Raw genomic sequence first — 16,440 nt, forward strand, 5'->3', positions numbered from 1 at the left:
CAAACGAACCACGGGGACAAAAGCCCGACGTCAGCCGGGCAGGAGATTGAAATTCACGGGGGTTGAGAGGACGGTTATGGGGGTCTGTGACATCTGCGAAACACGGAAGTCGAAGGGAACGAAACTGATCGGGCGAACCGACGAGTTGTGGGTGTGCCGGGGGTGTATGATGCGAGCCGTGACCGGCAAGAAAGAGGAACTGTCGTTCATGGACTGGTGAGTTGCGACCCGCCGATCCGCTCTGCCGAGTCGGTAGCAGGGTCGCCGAGTTTTATGTCGTTCGTCGCCGTTGTGAAACCCGATGACGAACATACGGGCACGCGGACTGTCACGTCTGCGCTACGCGAAAAACGACGCCGATTTCGAGAGCGAGGGGACGCGATGTGCCGGATGGCTGTACACGCCGGAGGGAGTCTCGAATCCGCCCGTCGTCGTGATGGCACACGGGTTCGCCGGAGAGCGAACCTTCGGGCTGCCAGCCATCGCCGAGCAGTTCGTCGCCCGCGAGTTCGCCGTCTTCCTCTTCGACTACCGGAACTTCGGCGATAGCGACGGTGAACCCCGAAATCTCGTGAAACCGGCCCGGCACGTCGAAGACTGGGAGGCGGCCATCGACCACGTCCGGGGTCTCGACGCCATCGACCGCCGGAGGGTCGCACTCTGGGGGACGTCCTACAGCGGCGGGCACGTCATCGAGGCGGCCGCAGGCGACCATCGGGTCTCCGCCGTCGTCGCACAGGTACCGTTCCTGGATGGCCGTGCCGTCGCCCGAAACGCAGGGCTGAAGAAGACGCTGCAAGGGACGGTTGCGGGCCTACGCGATCTCGTTCGAAAGTACACGTTCCGCAGTCCACACACTGTGCCGGTCGTCGGCGACCCGGACGAGTTCGCCGTGATGAACACGCCGGGCGCGAAAGCCGGGATGATGAACATCGTCCCCGACCCGCCGGTGTGGGAGAACGAGATTCCAGCGCGGGGATTCCTCGACATCCCGTTCTACCGGCCGATATCGGCCATCGAGGATGTTCCGTGCCCGATACTTCTGCTAGCGGGACGGGACGACAATATCGTCCCTGCGTCGACCGTAGCGGATGCCGCAGAGCGTGTCGATGGGACGTATATCGAACTACCGATAGGTCACTTCGACGTGTACGACACTGCGTTAGAAGTGGCACTAGGGTACGAAACGGCGTTCCTCGACGAACATCTACGTTGAGGTATTTTACTAAATTGACATTTATGAATAAATGCGCCTAGATTTATTCAGTAGTGGTTTTTATTGATCCATTAGAACATGAGTAGAACGTCTGACGGGCGAGACGGGGTGCTCTCGCTCGACGAGATCTTCGACGTGCTCGTCTCCCCGCGTCGGCGAACCGTACTGTACCTCCTTCACGAACGGTCGGGACAGATGGAAGTAGACGACCTCAGTGCGGCGGTAGCAACGGTGGAGACGGCAACAGCCGACACGGCGGGTGTCGACCAGCCACATCGAATCGCCGTCGCACTCGAACACACACCTGCCGAAGCTCGAGGAGGTGGGTCTCGTCCACTACGACCGAACGACGGGAACGGTCGAACTCGATTCCGTCAGTCCGCAGTTCGAGCGCTACCTCGAGTACGCGGCCGAAAACGAGGAACTGGCACGGCGGGTCGACGGAGACCACACGAACGACGGACACGATACGAACAACAGGAACGACGTGAGTGTCTAATACAATCCCGCGAGAAGCCACGCACCGCCAGTGAGTGTGGAGCCGGCGACGAAGAGGAGATAGTTCGCCGTCCGGTCGCTCGCGGGGGTCACGTCGAGTGTGTAATGTCGATCGGAAAACGGCCAAAACGGGCGGATTCCCATCGGCGTGATTACGTCCGCGAGGAGATGGGAGATGACGGCGAGAACCCCGACGAGCACCCCAAATACAGCGTACCACGGCCCGGCAAGGACTCCGCCGACGATGCCCGAGAGGATGCCGACGACTGCTGCGAACAGGAGCGAATGCGTTCCGCCTCGGTGGCGGAGTCGCTCCGTCTTCGAATCGAGATCCGGCAACATCGCCAGTGCGAGGAGTGCGACCCCACCGACGAGGGCCCGGTCGGCCAGTCCTGCGACGACGAGCACGAATCCAACTGGGGCGTAGAGTGCGAGCGCGACACCGTAGTGGCCCGGACGGTACATGGTTTCGAGAAGGGCCGAACGCGCATAACGCCGACGGAGATCCACCACCGAAACACCACGACAGAACCCGGGACGGAAACCGGTTTTAGGCACCCCCTCCTTGCTCTTGGCATGGACGAAAAGACGGTGGTCGTCACGGGCGGCACGCGAGGCATCGGGAAAGCGGTCGCACGCGCGTTCGCGGACGAGGGTGCGAGCGTAGCCCTCTGCGGGCGCGACGGAGACGCTGTCGAAGCGACCGTCGCGGACATCGAGGACGCGGGGGGCAACGCGACCGGACTCCGGGCCGACGTGCGAGACGAGTTCGACGTGGAGCGGTTGATGGAGACGGCGGCCAGATTCGGACCCGGCGACGGTATCGACGTGGTGGTGGCGAACGCGGGCGTCTACCACGGAACGCCCGGCGAAACGCCGCTCACGAGCGAATCCTACACCGCCTTCGACGACACCGTTCGAACCAACTGCCGGGGGGTGTACGCCACGATCCGAGAGTCCCTCCCCCACCTCGCGACGAACGGTCGGGTGCTGGTTTCGACCGGCGGAATCGGTCACATGGCGAAGGCCGGGTACGGTTCCTACGCGGTGTCGAAGGCCGGAGCAGAGGCGCTGGTGCGCGGGTTCTCGGCGGAACTCGACCAGACCGTCGCGGGCATCGACCCCGGCGTGGTCGCTACGGAGATGATGGCCGGAGACGGGCGCGAACCGACGGACGTGACCGGACTGTTCGCCTGGGCTGCGACTGAGGCCGACGAGATCGACGGCGAGATCGTCGGCCTGAAACAGTGGCGACAGACGACAAGGTAGAGAGGTGTCATCGACCCGTTATCAGTACATATTAGTACATTTCAGTACAAGCCAGTCGCTACTCGCGTTTTACATCGCCATCACCGATCGAGTCGCTTCGGTGCGTGAACGCGGAAGTCCATGCGAGGACAGTACCGGATTCGTGGTTCCTGGTTCGCCTCCGGCGCGGGGAACCCGACCGCCTCGAACAGCGAATCCGCCGACACATCTCCTTCCACGTCGTGGAGATACCACGGGTCGTGTTCGACGCGGGTGGTGAGCATCTCTGTTCGCGGGACGAACAGGCGATATCGTTCGGCGAGGAAGTGGGTGAGTGATCCCGGTTCAGGGGTGGTCGCCGACCCCTCCGGGCGGTAGGTCACCTCGAACTCAGCAGGGGGTGCGTCGGTCTGGAGACGCTGACTGCGAACGTGGCGCGTGTCGTTAGACTCCGTGACGATGTTCGCGTGGTGATAGGGAAGGCGATAGAGCGTCCGGGCGATGCGAGTGGCCAACCGACTGGTCGTGTCGAGGCTCAAGAAGTAGACGCCCCGTGTCTGACCGAGTCGAACGTAGGTTCGAAAGTTGACCTGCGGGAAGGTCATCCCGAGCTGTGCCGGAAGTCCCGGCGGGCGAGCGTTCTCGACGGTCGAAGCGAGGACGCTGACCCACGCCTGCCCGTCGCGGGTGTCGATCGCCAGCGAATCCGGAACGGCGATTCGGAGGGCGTCGGGGTCGAGCGGCCAGTGGACGAACAGACAATCCCGCCACGTAAACTGGAGTGCGCGCATGGACGACGACCACGTCACTCGTGGCGAGTCTGTCAGTGTAAAATAATTTTGTGGCCGAGAAGCGACGGGTTTAATAACATTAGCGCCACGATTAATAACCATGCCACGACTATCCCGGCTCGGACTCGCCGGATTCGTCACGCTGGTCGTTCTCTCAGGGATCGGTGTGTCTGCGGGCCTCGATAAGGTGCTCACCATCGGGTGGGTCGCGTTCGGTGCGATGGCAGGCGCTGCCGCGCTCGGCGCACGCGCGGGCGAGACCACGCACGCGAGGAAACTCGTCTGGGCGTTCGGTCTCGCCAGCGGTGCGATGATCACCAGCGCCGCCATCTTCCTCGTTCCTGACGCCGTCGGCCACCATCCCAAGTTCGGCGGCTTCGGTATCGCGTTCGGTATCCTGACCGGATTCAGCGCACACACCATCGGCCACCGAGTGATGCACATGGACGTCCCGTTCGACCACGCCGCTATCGAACTGACCGCCCACTCGTTCGCAGCGGGGGCCATCATCGGACTCGTCTACGGCAACATGCCCGACCTCGGACTGTTGCTCGGCCTCGCCATCGTCTCGCACAAAGGACCTGCGGGCTACGCCGCGGCCCACCGACTCACACGGGCGGGGAAGCCGGCTTCCATGCTCCTCTTGCCTGCGGCAGGTGTGGGAATCACCGCGACGCTATCGGCACTCTTCCAGTTACCGTCCAGTGGCGCGGTGAACGGCCTCGTCTTCGGTTTCGCCGCAGGTGTCTTCCTCCACGTGGCGATGGACTTCCTCCCGCGCTGTGAACTCGGCGGCGAGGTGTACGAGGTCGCGCAACTGAGCGACGACGCCCACCATCTCCTCGACGAACTCAGAACCCACGCGGTCGCCAGCACCGCCCTCGGCGGGATGGTCGTCTTCGTTGCGTGGCTGACCATCGTCCGTCCATAGTTCACCGAATTCACTCCGAGTCCGTCCCTATCATTCTGCACACGCCATCTGCACAAGGTCTATCCACTCGCTAGCGGTAGCTCTTCGCATGCCGACGTTGATGGACACCTACATCGAGAATCGAGAGCGCGTCCAACCGAACCACGCGAACAATTACGAGACCGCCCACGGTGGCATCGTGATGAAGTGGATGGACGAGATCGGCGCGATGTCGGCGATGCGCTTCGCGGGCGAGACCTGCGTCACCGCCAGTGTCGACCGGATGGATTTCCATCGGCCTATCCCGGTCGGCGACACCACGATCATCGAATCCTACGTCTACGACGCCGGGAGGACGAGCGTGAAGGTGAAACTGTGCGCGTACCGCGAGGAACCTCGGACGGGCGAGCGCGAACAGACCACCGAATCGTATTTCGTCTACGTCGCGGTGGACGACGACGGAAACCCGACGCCGGTACCAGAACTCGCTATCGAGACGGAACGCGGGCGAGAACTCTACGAGGAAGCCCTCTCCGACGACGATTAAAGTTCGCGCTCCGAATCCGGATTCTCCAACTCCCAGAGATATTCGGGTAAAAAGGCGTCGAGATTGTCGATGATCTTGCGGTCGCTCACGTTCATCCCCTCGCAGTGTTCGCCCGCCGAGTCGCGGATATCGACGTGGATCTCGCCCCCTTCGCGGCGAACGGAGAGCGGGTAGACCGAACAGCGTGCTGGCTTCCAATCGTGTTCGGCGTGGAGTTCACAGAGGCCGTCTTCGCGCAGGAAGTGACAGGCCATCCCGTCCTCGGCGGTGTGCTCGTGGTCTTTCTCCTCGCGCTGGACGAAATCCTCGCCACGGAACTGCGTCGTCGCCGCGTCGATGTTCGCTCGTTCGCCGAGTTCGAAGAACTCGCGGTCGTACAGCAGGACGCCGTGATGACAGCACCACGTACAGCTATCGACACACTCGAACGTGAGGTCGGGGTCGAACTCCACGACCGCCTCCCGACCCGGATGCACTTCGACGCGAACCGGGGTGTCAGCACTCACAGACGATGGTCGGTCGTGCGTGCGGAAAGGTCACCCGGTTTCGAGGCCCGGTTTCTGTGTTCGACTGCGACTGCTCTATCTGGCGTCGTAATCGGGTCATCCCACGCCACCTTCGTTCCCCGACCCGGTCTCGATTCGAATCCCCGGAACGTGACTCGCCTCCACACCGACGAGTCCGTTCGGACACTGGACGACGTTTCCGATGATGAATGGCGTCCCTATCTCGACCGGCGGGTCGCGGCGTTCGACGTAGAGGTCGCGACGGACGAGCTTCTGCGCCTGAACCCGCCTGTCCGTGCCGAGAAAGCGTGCCGTGTCCCGATTTCGCCACTCCACGACGAGACCCTGAAACACGTCCACCCCTTCCGGTGGCCACGGGTCGCCGAATCCGCATTCCCCGACGGACGGAACGTTCGTGTCGGGTTCTGACTTGTCCGTGACGATGACGATGCGGTTCAGATACTCCTCGGATAGCTCGGGCGGGTCTTCGAACACCATCCGCCGGTTCAGCCGGTTGAGTTGGTCCGCGCTCCCCACTCCGACAGCGCCAACGAGTCCGAACGAACTCCCCGCCCGTCTGAGAAATCTGCGCCTGTCGAGTTCTGTCATCGTTTCCCGGACAGTCACACGACGTGAACGTCCGTAGTCTTTGTCGTGAACCTCCCCGGCCCGCTATCCGGTGTTCTTCATCCCGGCGGCGACGCCGGTCACCGTCAGCCGGAGCGCCCGACGTTCAGTCTCCGTGAGATGCGACCGGCGAAGCAGTTGCACCTGGAGCAGATTGAGCGGATCGACGTATGGATTGCGGCGTGAGAGGCTCTCTTGCAGCCACTCGCGGCTGAGAAGACCACTGCGACCCGTTATCTCCGTGACGAGTTCGACACACCGGTCGTGCTCCGATCGCAGTCGCGGGAAGAACGTCTCGCGCAGGTCGTCCGACGCGAGGGTCGCGTACTCCTCCGCGATCTCGAGATCGGTTCGGGCGAGTGCCATCGCCGCGTTGTCGAGCATCGACCGGAAGAAGGGCCACTCGTCGTACATCTTCCGAAGCGTATCCATGTCGCCTGCTTCCAGGTAGGCGTCGAGTCCCGCGGCGAGAGCGTACCACCCCGGCAGGATACAGCGTGATTGGGTCCACGAGAACACCCACGGGATCGCCCGGAGGTCTTCGACGGTTCGCTCGCCGGAACGGGAGGCGGGACGCGACCCGAGATTGAGGTCTTCGATGACTCGAATCGGCGTTGCCTCCTCGAAGTAGGCGACGAACCCATCGGTTTCGAGCAGGTCACGGTACTCCTCACGGGCGGCATCCGCGGCGGTGTCCATCACCTCTACCCACTCGTCGGGGATGGTCTCGCTGTCTTTCTGGAGTGCGTCGTAGCGGGCACGGATCTGGGCGTCCAGCATCTGCTCGACGTTTCGCTCGGCGATCGCGGGATTGGCGTACTTCTCGGCGATAGCCTCGCCCTGTTCGGTGAACTTCACCTGCCCGGAGATGGTCTCCCGAGGCAGTGCCAGCAGTGCCTCGTTCATCGGGCCGCCCCCGCGAGAGATCGATCCGCCGCGACCGTGGAACAGTCGAAGCGTCACGTCGTACTCGTCCGCGATGTCGGCGAGCCGTTTCTGGTTGCGATAGAGGCTCCAGTTCGCGGCGAGAAAGCCGTTCTCCTTGTTGGAATCGGAGTAGCCGAGCATGATCTCCTGCGCGCCGGAGGATTCGTCCTCCGAGCTCGCACTCGCCTCGCTCGCGCGGATCCCACCGCGGGCGTCGAGTGCGGCGGCGTAGGCGTCGTTTTCGAACAGCGTCCCGACGATGCGCCGGGCACCCGAGAGGGCGTACTCGGTTTCGAGAAGGGGAACCACGTCCAGTCCGGAGTAGCCCGGCAGGTCGACGATGCCAGCCTGGTCGGCCAGAAAGAGCACTTCGAGGACGTGGCTCGGCTCTTCGGTCATGCTGATGCAGTAAGTGTCGATGGCTGCCTCCCCGTACTCTCGCTGCCAGTCTGCGGTCTCCGAGAACAGCGTCAACACTCGGTCAGCGGTGTCGGAGAGACCGGTCGTATCGAGGTCGATGAGTCGCTCGTCCTGCAAGATGGCCTCGGTGAGCAGTTCGACGCGCTCGTCTTCGTCCATCGACTCGTAGTCGATGCCCTCGCGCTCCAGTGCCTCGGTGATAGCGAGGGTATGGTTCTTCTGATGGTCACGCAGGTCGAGCGATGCGAGGGTGAAACCGAACGTCTCGACTCGCCGTCGAAGCGGTTCGACCTCCGCCTCGGCGACGCTCTCTGCACCGTCGGCTCGGAGACTGTCGACGATGGCGTTCACGTCCGTCAGCAGTTCGTCCGCATCTTCGTAGCCGCCGGGTCGCACGTCTCCGACCCGGTCGATGCGCTCGCGCATCAGGGCGAGTTTCTGGCGGTAGGGTTCGTCCGGATAGCGTTCGGTCGCCCGTTCGGCGATGGTGGGAAACCGTTCTCGGTCGCTGGCGAGGCTCTCGTCGAATCGCCTGCTCGTCTCGATACGGCCGCCATCCTGACTCAGGACGCCCGAGAGACGTTTCAGTTCGTCGCGGTAGCGCGCCAGCACGCTCTCGCGCTGTCGCGCGAGCGTCTCTGCGGTCACTTCGGGGGTGACGTGTGGGTTGCCGTCACGGTCGCTTCCAGCCCACGACCGGAAGCCGAACAGTTCGGGCACGTCGGCGTCGAATTCGTCGCCGACCGTCTGGTCGAGTTCGTCGTACACCTCGCCGACGATATCGAAGAGGACGTTCTCCAGGTACCAGAGGACGTTTCGTGCCTCGTCGGCCACTTCGGGCCGACGTTTCCTGACCTGTCGCGTCTCCCAGAGACCCATTATCTCGCTATCCAACCGACGTTCGATCCGTTCGCGTTCGCGGTCGGTGAGTCGATGTTCGTCCAGTTCTTCGAGCAGGCTTGCGACCGACCGGAGCTTCGCCTTCACTGTCTTCCGGCGGGCTTCGGTCGGATGTGCGGTGAACGTCGGGACGACGTTCACGTCGTCTAGCACTTGCTGAACGGTTTCCGGGTCGGCGTCGTTCTCCGCGAGCGTCTCGGCAGTGGTTCGGAGGCTATCTTCGAGCGTTCCCGCCTGCGTCCCCTCGCGGATGGCCCGCACGCGCTGGCGCTCTTCCGCGAGATTGATGAGTTCGAAGTAGGTGGCGAACGCCCGCGCCACGTGGCCTGCGCGTTCTGGCGAGAGGTCGGTTATCTCGGCTCGGAGCGGGTCGCGCGAGTCTGCATCACCACGCCGATACTCGATAGCACCCGTCCGGAGTGTTTCGACCGTCTCGAACGCCTCCGCCGATGCTTGCCGGGAGAGTACGTCACCCAACAGGGCGGCGAGTTCACGGACGTCCTGTCGTACGTCTCTGGCATGCAATCGCATACCAGCTAGTCGTCGTCCCGGTACCTAAAACGTCTGCCCGAGGTCAATATCTGCGATGGGTCGGGATTCGCTGTCGTGGATGGATACAGATACCAGTACCGCTACCACTGACCACTACAGATAGCTAGAGAGATAATAACAGTCGGCGAACTTCAGTGAATGAGAATGTGTCGAAACATGTTCGGGAGAACACTCACCCCACTATGCTCCCGATATCCGTTCCGATATGACAGCAATGTCAAATGAAGACTCGGACGGTGAGCCAATTCCATGGGGGCAGAGGATGTTCGACAGAATCTGGCTTCTGGCTGGGGCTGCACTAGTGTACTTTACGCTTTCGTACATCGTATGGGGCTTAATCGACCTGATGGCGGTCAAGATGGGGTGACCACATGAATTCCCCACTCGACTCACCAGAAGGCAACTGGTGGAACGAAAAGGTGAACCGTCGAGAGTCGATCTGGCTCGGGATCAGTGGCGTCTGGGCGGCAGTGCTGTTCGGTTGGATGGTCGGATGGCGACAGGTCGGCGACCAGAACCCCGTCGGACCGACGAAACGCGTCACCACGGAACAGTACCAGGAGAAGATCGCTGCCTACAAAGAGGCGGCCACGGAGACCGACGGAGGCTTCATTCCGCCGGGAGACGACGTGTACATCGGTGCGATGCGATACAGTTGGGATGGTCTTCCGGCAGTTCTGGAAGCTGGCAAAACGTACAAGTTCCACATGGGCTCGTACGACGTGCAACACGGCTTCTCCATCCGGAAGGAAGATACGCTGAGCAAGCAGATGTCGCTCCAGGTGCTTCCCGGATACGAGTGGATCGTCGAGATGGAGTTCGACGAACCGGGCACCTACCACGTCGTCTGTAACGAGTTCTGTGGCGTCGGTCACCGAACGATGCACGGCAAGTTCACGGTGGAGGAGTGAACATGTTGGGGCTCTTCGACAACGACTACGACGCAGAGGGCTTCCGGACGTGCTCGGTGACCGGACTGCAGATCCACCGGTCGGCCGAGAACATGGTGAAGCTTCACGGTCTCACGGGCGTGATAGCACTCCTCGTCGGTGGGATATTCGCGTTCTTCGTGGCGATGACCCGGTGGGAACTCATCGGGTTGGTCTCGCCCAACGACTTCTACCGATACCTGAGCATGCACGCGTGGAACCTGCTCATCTTCTGGATGGTGTTCATGGAGATCGCCATCCTGTACGTGGGTGGGCCGTTCGTTCTGGGACGGAAGCTGGAGTTACAACGGGTAGCGAAGGCGGCGTACGCCCTCATGTTGGGTGCCGCAGTGCTCATCAACTACGCCATCTGGACGACGGAACAGCCGAACCAGGCGCCACTCCTGACGTCGTACGTGCCGCTTCCGTCGCCAGCCGAGTTCTACCTCGGCGTCGTGCTCTTCCTGTTCGGTGCGCTCGTCGCGGCGCTTCCGTTCCTCGCAACGATCTGGAAAGAGAAGCGTGAGAACCCGAACCGGACGCTCCCACTCATCGCGTTCGGTGCGTTCATCACCTCCATCGTCGCGGCGGAGGCGATCATCGGCGGTCTCATCACGTTCGTCCCGACGTTCCTGTGGCGCGTCGGCATCATCGAGTACCTCGACCCCGGATGGTACCGGCAGATGTACTGGATCCTCGGGCACGGGAGCCAGCAGATCAACCTCCTCGCGATGATCACGGTGTGGTACTTCATGACCCACGTGATCGGTGGCGCAGTCGTCGCGAGCGAGAAGGTCTCTCGCGCTGCGTTCATCATGTACCTGTTCTTCATCAACATGGGTGCGGCCCACCACCTGATGGCGGACCCGGTCGTTTCGCCCGCGTGGCGGATGTGGAACACGTCCTATGCGGCCTACGGTGCGGTCATCGCGTCGATGATCCACGCATTCGCCATCCCGGCAGGGCTGGAGATCGGTCGGCGTGCGAAGAACAAGGGTGGCGGTACGTTCGGCTGGCTCTGGTCTGCGCCGTGGCGAGACCCCGGCTTCTCCGCGACCATCCTGAGCATCATCCTCTTCGGATTCCTCGGGGGCATCACGGGCGTCATGATGGGTCAGATGCAGCTCAACATGACCTGGCACAACACGCTCGCGGTGCCGGGCCACTTCCACGGAACCGTCGTGACCGGCACGACGCTCGCGTTCATGGGTCTCACGTTCTACGTCATCAAGCTGATCTTCCGCCGCGAGTGGATCGCAGAACCCCTCGTCGCGATCCAGCCGTACTTCTACGGCGGTATGATGGGTGTCGCCTCACTGATGATGATGTATCTGGGCGTCCTCTACGGTATCCCACGCCGACACCCGTCGGTAATGGACATTCCGGGGACGAACTTCAACTTCGCGACGGCCAAACCGCTGTTCGCCATCTTCGGGGTCGGCGCGCTGCTGGCCATCATCGGTGGCGCGCTGTTCCTGGTGCTCGCCGTCGGTTCGCTCCTGTTCGGAAAGGAGTACGGCGGTTCACTGAAAGGAACCGACCAAACTACAGCGGCAGACGGTGGCAGCAAGAGCACCGCTGCCCACCTCCTGAGCATGCGGGGAACCTTCCTGATGACGCTCATCTTCTTCGTCACGTTCGTCGTGATGTGGGCGCTCAACTGGTATCTACTCAGCCAGCTGTGGACGATCGGGAGCTGATTCCCAAGTGAGACACGACAGCCTCGCTTCACAACTGCTCTCCCTGCTGAAGCCGCGCATAGCCGCGCTCCTCTGCCTGACTGGCGTGAGCGGCGCACTCGCCGCTGGTGGCCTCGAACCGCTTGCGTTCGTCGGATTCGTCCTCGCGGGCGTGGGGATGGCAGGCGGGGCCGCCGCGCTGAACTGCTGGTACGACCGTGACTTGGATCGATATATGGAGCGGACGGCGAATCGACCACTGCCGCGTGGCGACCTCTCGCCGCACGTCGCGCTCGCGTTCGCGGCTGGCTTGCTCGCCGCGGCTACGGTGGTCGGTCTGGCGGCCGTCTCGCTGGAGTCGGTGCTCTACATGTGGCTCGGTGTCGCCTCGTACGTCGGTCTCTACACCGTCGTCCTCAAGCGTCGCCACTGGAGTGCGACGGTCTTCGGCGGTTCCGCAGGGGCCTTCCCCGTGCTCGCCGGATGGTCGGCGGTTCGACCGCTCGAACCGGCGGCGTTCGTCATGGCAGCACTGGTGTTCGTGTGGACGCCCGCCCACGCATGGGCGCTCGCGCAGGTCTTCCGGGACGACTTCGCTTCGGCGGACGTCCCGAAGCTCTCGGTCGTCGCCGACGGAGTCACCGTCCAGCGTCGATCGGTCACGTTCGCGCTCCTGACGGTGGTCGTCGCGGCGGTGATACTCCCGCTGTCCGGACTCGCCTACGCGACGGTGTTCGTCGGTGGGGTTCCGGCGTTCCTGCTGGCCTACCGCCAGTACCTGCGGGTCGGGTCGGACGAGACGGCGGTTCGGGCGTTCTTCACCTCGAACCTGTTCCTGACGGTGCTCTTCGTAGGGTGGGGTATCGACGGAGTCGTGGAAGCAGTCCATCCCGGTGTGGTGCTTCTCGCACCAGCCGTGTTCTGGCTCTTCGTAAAGATGTGGATCGGCCGTCTCCAGTTACGGGGCGTCTCCGGTGCTGTCGGCGGCGAGTGGCGGACAGCTTCGACGTGGCTCGGAACGTGGCTTCGCATCCCGCGCGAGGTATTCGGCGGCGCGGCTCGTGCCGAATCGACCGGCGATTCGGTGCGAACCGACCGGTAAGCGACTACCGGTGAACACGTTCGGGGAAAACCCCACCCCTACTGCCTCGGAAACAGTTACGTAGACGAACATTTCGACGAAGGTATCAATATGAGCGACCGAACTACCTCCAAGTCACCAGTCCAGTGGACGAAGCATGCGACCGTCGATGGTTGGCACACGTTGTTGACCATCTACTACGCCAACAGCATCTCTTGGCGGGCGTTGAAGACCGGCGCGCTCGTGTTCTTCGGCTTCTTCCTGTGGTCAGCATCGAATCTGTTGCTGTCGTATCAGCCGACGTGGACCGTCCTCCACTACGTGATGGCCTACGGCTTCATCCTCCTGTTCTACGGTCCGTTCCATCACCTCGTCGTGATTCCACTCGCCATCCGGTTTCGAAAGCAGGGCGGAACCAAGACGAAGGTCGGTCGGAAACTGCCGAACACCGGCCTCGTGGTCTTTCTCGTCGCCGTGATCATCGTCGGGACGTTCCCGACGAGTCCGATGCTGTTCGACTTCGGCAGTGCGCTCGAAGACAGCGGGGCTGACATCAACCCCGACCTGCTGTGCACGAAGTCGGGGGACAGCGGCCAGATGACGATCCACTGCCACCTGACCGAATCCGAAGGCATCGACACGGTGAGCGTCGAGAGCGGCGGCAAGACGATTCGAACCGACGAGTCGCCGCCGTTCGACTTCACGATCCGTGAGAACGAACTGACCGAGGTCACCGGACAGAAGCAGTTTCAGGTCGTCCTCCGTGACGAGAACGGGGAGATGATCCGGCGATACACCCGGACGGTCGGAATGGTCGCCGAAGGCTGAGGAGTCGGCGAGAATCGGCGGTGCGGAGGGGGAGTGGTCGGGTTTCGAATCTGTGGTGGAAATCGATCGTCGTGACTCGGGTTTCGACGCCAGTGGATGTTCAATTATATTCCCGCCAGCGATAGCCACACTCTTTACATTTGAAGAATCGCGTCGGCGGTTCGTCGGCGGAGGCGGTCTGTTTGATGGTGTACCACGCCACGTCGTGACCGCATTTGTCGCAGACTATGTCCTTCGCGGTCGGTTTACCTTCGAAGTCCGCGCCCTCCTCGGTCTCGATGACCTCGGAGTCGCCCTGTTCTTCGGTGGAGACGAACTGCTTTGCACGCTCTTCGTCCTTCGCGGTCGTCGCCTGACAGTCGTCGTTCGTGCAGATCATCTGCGAACCCATGGACTTCATCATGGAGCCGCAGTCGTCGCAAAATTGCATACCACTCGTTGTGTGCGGAGCCTCAAAAGCACCACGTACCAGCTATCCGAGAAGACTTATGCGGCGCGGTCGTGTCACCCGGCGTATGTCTCTTCGCCATTCCAAAGTGTCGAGACGAGCGTTGCTGGCCGCCGGTGCGACCCTCGCTACCACCGCGATCGCTGGCTGTTCCGGGCAGGCCGAATCCTCGAAGGCCGACTGCCAGACCAGCGCGGTCAGCCACGGTGACCCTGAAGTCCTTCAGGAGGTGATGGTCATGCCCGACGGTGACGACGCGTTCCTCAGGATCGTTTTTCTCGACGGGGCGCAGAAATCGGTGAGTCGGCTTCGAGTATTCGACTCGTCCGGCGAACTCGAATACGAGATTCCGACCGACGACCGTCGGTCGTATGTCCAACATCTCGGGGCACGCCCAACGCACGGCCAGTTCCGGGTCGTCTCCTACGATGACGGTGAGGAAACGGACGAGATGGTCGTGGACTTCAACTGTTGGGTCGAGGACGATTCGTAGCGAAGGCTCGTTCGTGAATCGTCGAAGGCACGCGGCTCATAGCGGGAGAACGTGATTCAGAACGAGAGGACGTGCAGCAGGTCGTCGCGTCCGACGTACACCAGTCCGGCGACCGTCGCGTTGAACAGGAACGCCCCGACCGTCGTGAAGACGACGAACCTTCGCAGTCGCATCGCCGCGAATCCGGCGGGGATCGAGATGACCGAGCGGAGGACGGGGAGAAATCGACCCCAGAGCACCGAGTGTTCGCCCCACCGATTGAACCAGCGACTCGCCCGGTCGGCGTCGTCCTCGGAGACGCGAAGGTAGCGTCCGTAGCGGTCGAGCGCATTGTGGCCTTCGTGCCCGACGAAGTAGGGGACGAGCGCACCGACCGTCGTTCCGAGTGTCGTCGCCAGCACGAACAGGGTGAATCCGAACAGGTTGTCGATGAGCAGGCCCGCCGCCGAGGGGATGACGAGTTCGCTCGGCAGGAACGGAAACAGCATCGAAGACTCCAGAAACGCGAAGACGAACACGGCGAGAAAGCCGTACTGGCCGATCAGCGAGAGAGCGGTCTCGGTGAGCCCGCTCATTCGTCCAGTGGATCGACCTCGTCGACGACCATCGGGAAGTCGGCGACACGGAAGTGTTCCATATCGTCCAGTGCCAGGATGTCGGTGCCGTCGTGCGTGCAATGGAGTGTCGGCGGCTCGCCGAAGTGCGGACAGCCGTGACAGGTGCTCTTCGGGATGGTACGAACGTCACGGTCGTCTTCGCTCTCCTCGCGGGGCGCGGTGACGACCAGTTCGCCGCTGTCTTCGGCCAGAAGGTCGTCCCACAGGTCGTCGGCGTCGATATCGTCAACATCGACCTCGACCTCGACGAACGAATCGTCGATCGACTCCTTCTCGTAGCTCCGACGTGTCTCGACTTCGGCGGCGAGGTCGGCGAGCGGTTCCGCCCGTCCGGTCGTCGCGTCGCTATCGGAGACGGCTCGGTCGGTCGCCGTATCCCGTTCGTCGGCCACGGTTCGGTCTTCAGTTTCGTCCGGGTCGTCCGTCATTCGTCGGCCACCTCGTCTAGCAGGTCGTCCACCTCGGGGTCGAGGGTTTCGCCTTCTAATGCAGGCGGGGTGCCGACGACGAGTGTGTTCGAGCCGAAGAACCCTCGTTTCGGCTCGATGTCGGTGAACGACGCGCCGCAGTGGGGACAGGCCGGTTCGGTGAGGAGCGCGATGGTGACGCTCGTCTCACACTCCTCGCATTTGCCGCTCTTGATCCCGTGTCGGTTCGCGGTCCGGGCAAGTTCGGCGGTCGCGGCCCGACGCGCGTTCTGGGCAGCGAGCGTACGCGTCTGGTCGCGGACGGACACGAGCGCGCGTGCGAGCACGTCGAGTCTGTCTTCCAGTTCGTCGGTCGATTCGGTGAGGTAGTCGAGCACCGATTCGAAGTTCTCGAAACCGGCGTCCATGCGCTCGCGGTTCGCTGCGACGCGCTCGTCGAGCGCGTCGAGTTCCTTCACGGCACGTTCGATCGCGTCCAGTTGCTCCCCGAGTTCGGGGTGGCCGTGGTCGGTGGGTGCTTTCTCGTCGGCTTCGAGTTTGACCTGGACGACGCGCTCGCGCACGTCGGTTATCTTCTCCATGAAGTTGTCTCGCAGTGCGTCGAGTTCCGCGTCGAGCGCATCGTCTTCGTCGATGGCGCGGTGTGCGGCGAGCAGTTCGGAGAGCAGTTGCTGGCGCGAGAGACCCCGTTCGTCGGCTTTCTCGTCCAGCCATCGGTTCACCTCCGGGGGAAGATCCGGCGATTGTTGTCGTCCCGTATCTTCGCTCGCCATTCGGATGCATGTCCATTTCTCA

Annotated in this window: 20 protein-coding genes and 1 pseudogene; 12 read left to right on the plus strand and 9 right to left on the minus strand. The window is 62.6% G+C overall.

Going from position 1 to position 16,440, the window contains the following annotated elements:
* Nucleotides 1-76 precede the first annotated feature (76 nt).
* The 4 genes and pseudogenes from ACR3FE_RS04095 to ACR3FE_RS04110 all read left to right on the plus strand — a co-directional run bounded on the left by ACR3FE_RS04095 (nucleotide 77) and on the right by ACR3FE_RS04110 (nucleotide 1,715).
* Entirely contained in the window at nucleotides 77-220 is a 144-nt protein-coding gene (locus ACR3FE_RS04095) for a hypothetical protein (protein ID WP_458205684.1), read from the plus strand.
* 81 nt (nucleotides 221-301) lie between these two features.
* Nucleotides 302-1,216, plus strand: a complete 915-nt coding sequence (locus ACR3FE_RS04100) for an alpha/beta hydrolase (RefSeq protein ID WP_458205686.1) — start codon at nucleotides 302-304, stop codon at nucleotides 1,214-1,216.
* A 78-nt stretch (nucleotides 1,217-1,294) separates the two neighbouring features.
* Nucleotides 1,295-1,459 (plus strand): annotated as a pseudogene (locus ACR3FE_RS04105) (DUF7344 domain-containing protein); the annotation flags it as partial.
* A 16-nt stretch (nucleotides 1,460-1,475) separates the two neighbouring features.
* Nucleotides 1,476-1,715 carry a hypothetical protein gene (locus ACR3FE_RS04110; protein WP_458206011.1) on the plus strand — a complete coding sequence of 80 codons (240 nt, stop codon included), beginning with the start codon at nucleotides 1,476-1,478 and terminating at the stop codon, nucleotides 1,713-1,715.
* On the opposite strand, the gene ACR3FE_RS04115 is transcribed toward ACR3FE_RS04110, so the two are convergent.
* Nucleotides 1,712-2,179, minus strand: a complete 468-nt coding sequence (locus tag ACR3FE_RS04115; RefSeq protein WP_458206007.1) for a metal-dependent hydrolase — start codon at nucleotides 2,177-2,179, stop codon at nucleotides 1,712-1,714. The genes ACR3FE_RS04110 and ACR3FE_RS04115 overlap by 4 nt on opposite strands.
* A 111-nt stretch (nucleotides 2,180-2,290) precedes the next feature.
* On the opposite strand from ACR3FE_RS04115, the gene ACR3FE_RS04120 reads away from it, so the two are divergent.
* Nucleotides 2,291-2,983, plus strand: a complete 693-nt coding sequence (locus ACR3FE_RS04120) for an SDR family NAD(P)-dependent oxidoreductase (protein WP_458206008.1) — start codon at nucleotides 2,291-2,293, stop codon at nucleotides 2,981-2,983.
* Nucleotides 2,984-3,063: 80 nt separating this feature from the next.
* Here the strand turns inward: ACR3FE_RS04120 and ACR3FE_RS04125 are convergent, their stop codons facing one another.
* Nucleotides 3,064-3,753 (minus strand): YqjF family protein, encoded by a 690-nt coding sequence (locus tag ACR3FE_RS04125; protein WP_458205687.1) that lies wholly within the window; start codon nucleotides 3,751-3,753, stop codon nucleotides 3,064-3,066.
* 100 nt (nucleotides 3,754-3,853) lie between these two features.
* On the opposite strand from ACR3FE_RS04125, the gene ACR3FE_RS04130 reads away from it, so the two are divergent.
* Together ACR3FE_RS04130 and ACR3FE_RS04135 are read left to right on the plus strand one after the other, a co-directional pair.
* Nucleotides 3,854-4,684, plus strand: coding sequence for a ZIP family metal transporter (locus ACR3FE_RS04130; RefSeq protein WP_458205689.1), 831 nt, complete (start codon nucleotides 3,854-3,856; stop codon nucleotides 4,682-4,684).
* Between the two features lie 88 nt (nucleotides 4,685-4,772).
* Entirely contained in the window at nucleotides 4,773-5,210 is a 438-nt protein-coding gene (locus ACR3FE_RS04135) for an acyl-CoA thioesterase (RefSeq protein ID WP_458205691.1), read from the plus strand.
* Here the strand turns inward: ACR3FE_RS04135 and ACR3FE_RS04140 are convergent.
* The 3 genes from ACR3FE_RS04140 to ppc all read right to left on the minus strand — a co-directional run bounded on the left by ACR3FE_RS04140 (nucleotide 5,207) and on the right by ppc (nucleotide 9,121).
* A complete protein-coding gene (locus tag ACR3FE_RS04140) occupies nucleotides 5,207-5,716 on the minus strand; it encodes a YkgJ family cysteine cluster protein (protein ID WP_458205693.1) in 510 nt (169 codons plus the stop codon). The genes ACR3FE_RS04135 and ACR3FE_RS04140 overlap by 4 nt on opposite strands.
* A gap of 96 nt (nucleotides 5,717-5,812) precedes the next feature.
* The gene (locus ACR3FE_RS04145) at nucleotides 5,813-6,343 is read right to left on the minus strand and encodes a hypothetical protein (RefSeq protein ID WP_458205694.1); all 531 of its coding nucleotides are present in this window, start codon (nucleotides 6,341-6,343) and stop codon (nucleotides 5,813-5,815) included.
* Nucleotides 6,344-6,388: 45 nt separating this feature from the next.
* Complete coding sequence (ppc, locus tag ACR3FE_RS04150) at nucleotides 6,389-9,121, minus strand: phosphoenolpyruvate carboxylase (protein ID WP_458205696.1); 2,733 nt, start codon at nucleotides 9,119-9,121, stop codon at nucleotides 6,389-6,391.
* A 392-nt stretch (nucleotides 9,122-9,513) separates the two neighbouring features.
* On the opposite strand from ppc, the gene ACR3FE_RS04155 reads away from it, so the two are divergent.
* The 4 genes from ACR3FE_RS04155 to ACR3FE_RS04170 all read left to right on the plus strand — a co-directional run bounded on the left by ACR3FE_RS04155 (nucleotide 9,514) and on the right by ACR3FE_RS04170 (nucleotide 13,659).
* Nucleotides 9,514-10,053, plus strand: a complete 540-nt coding sequence (locus ACR3FE_RS04155) for a cupredoxin domain-containing protein (RefSeq protein WP_458205698.1) — start codon at nucleotides 9,514-9,516, stop codon at nucleotides 10,051-10,053.
* Between the two features lie 2 nt (nucleotides 10,054-10,055).
* Nucleotides 10,056-11,771 carry a cytochrome c oxidase subunit I gene (locus ACR3FE_RS04160; RefSeq protein WP_458205700.1) on the plus strand — a complete coding sequence of 572 codons (1,716 nt, stop codon included), beginning with the start codon at nucleotides 10,056-10,058 and terminating at the stop codon, nucleotides 11,769-11,771.
* A 7-nt stretch (nucleotides 11,772-11,778) separates the two neighbouring features.
* The gene (cyoE, locus tag ACR3FE_RS04165) at nucleotides 11,779-12,852 is read left to right on the plus strand and encodes a heme o synthase (RefSeq protein WP_458205702.1); all 1,074 of its coding nucleotides are present in this window, start codon (nucleotides 11,779-11,781) and stop codon (nucleotides 12,850-12,852) included.
* Between the two features lie 90 nt (nucleotides 12,853-12,942).
* Entirely contained in the window at nucleotides 12,943-13,659 is a 717-nt protein-coding gene (locus ACR3FE_RS04170) for a hypothetical protein (RefSeq protein ID WP_458205704.1), read from the plus strand.
* Between the two features lie 100 nt (nucleotides 13,660-13,759).
* On the opposite strand, the gene ACR3FE_RS04175 is transcribed toward ACR3FE_RS04170, so the two are convergent.
* The gene (locus tag ACR3FE_RS04175; protein ID WP_458205705.1) at nucleotides 13,760-14,089 is read right to left on the minus strand and encodes a transcription factor S; all 330 of its coding nucleotides are present in this window, start codon (nucleotides 14,087-14,089) and stop codon (nucleotides 13,760-13,762) included.
* An 85-nt stretch (nucleotides 14,090-14,174) separates the two neighbouring features.
* Between ACR3FE_RS04175 and ACR3FE_RS04180 the strand changes: the two genes are divergently transcribed.
* On the plus strand, nucleotides 14,175-14,600 hold the full coding sequence (locus tag ACR3FE_RS04180; protein WP_458205707.1) for a hypothetical protein: 426 nt from the start codon (nucleotides 14,175-14,177) through the stop codon (nucleotides 14,598-14,600).
* A gap of 56 nt (nucleotides 14,601-14,656) precedes the next feature.
* Here the strand turns inward: ACR3FE_RS04180 and ACR3FE_RS04185 are convergent, their stop codons facing one another.
* Genes ACR3FE_RS04185 through ACR3FE_RS04195 form a run of 3 tightly spaced genes read right to left on the minus strand, consistent with a single transcriptional unit; the run spans nucleotide 14,657 to nucleotide 16,418 of the window.
* Complete coding sequence (locus ACR3FE_RS04185; RefSeq protein ID WP_458205709.1) at nucleotides 14,657-15,175, minus strand: DedA family protein; 519 nt, start codon at nucleotides 15,173-15,175, stop codon at nucleotides 14,657-14,659.
* Nucleotides 15,172-15,645: a DUF8135 domain-containing protein gene (locus ACR3FE_RS04190; RefSeq protein WP_458205711.1), complete on the minus strand. Its 474-nt coding sequence runs from the start codon at nucleotides 15,643-15,645 to the stop codon at nucleotides 15,172-15,174. Before ACR3FE_RS04190 ends, ACR3FE_RS04185 begins: the two co-directional genes overlap by 4 nt.
* Complete coding sequence (locus ACR3FE_RS04195) at nucleotides 15,642-16,418, minus strand: hypothetical protein (RefSeq protein ID WP_458205712.1); 777 nt, start codon at nucleotides 16,416-16,418, stop codon at nucleotides 15,642-15,644. Before ACR3FE_RS04195 ends, ACR3FE_RS04190 begins: the two co-directional genes overlap by 4 nt.
* Nucleotides 16,419-16,440: the final 22 nt, after the last annotated feature.

It is taken from the genome of Haladaptatus rarus, assembly GCF_054177585.1.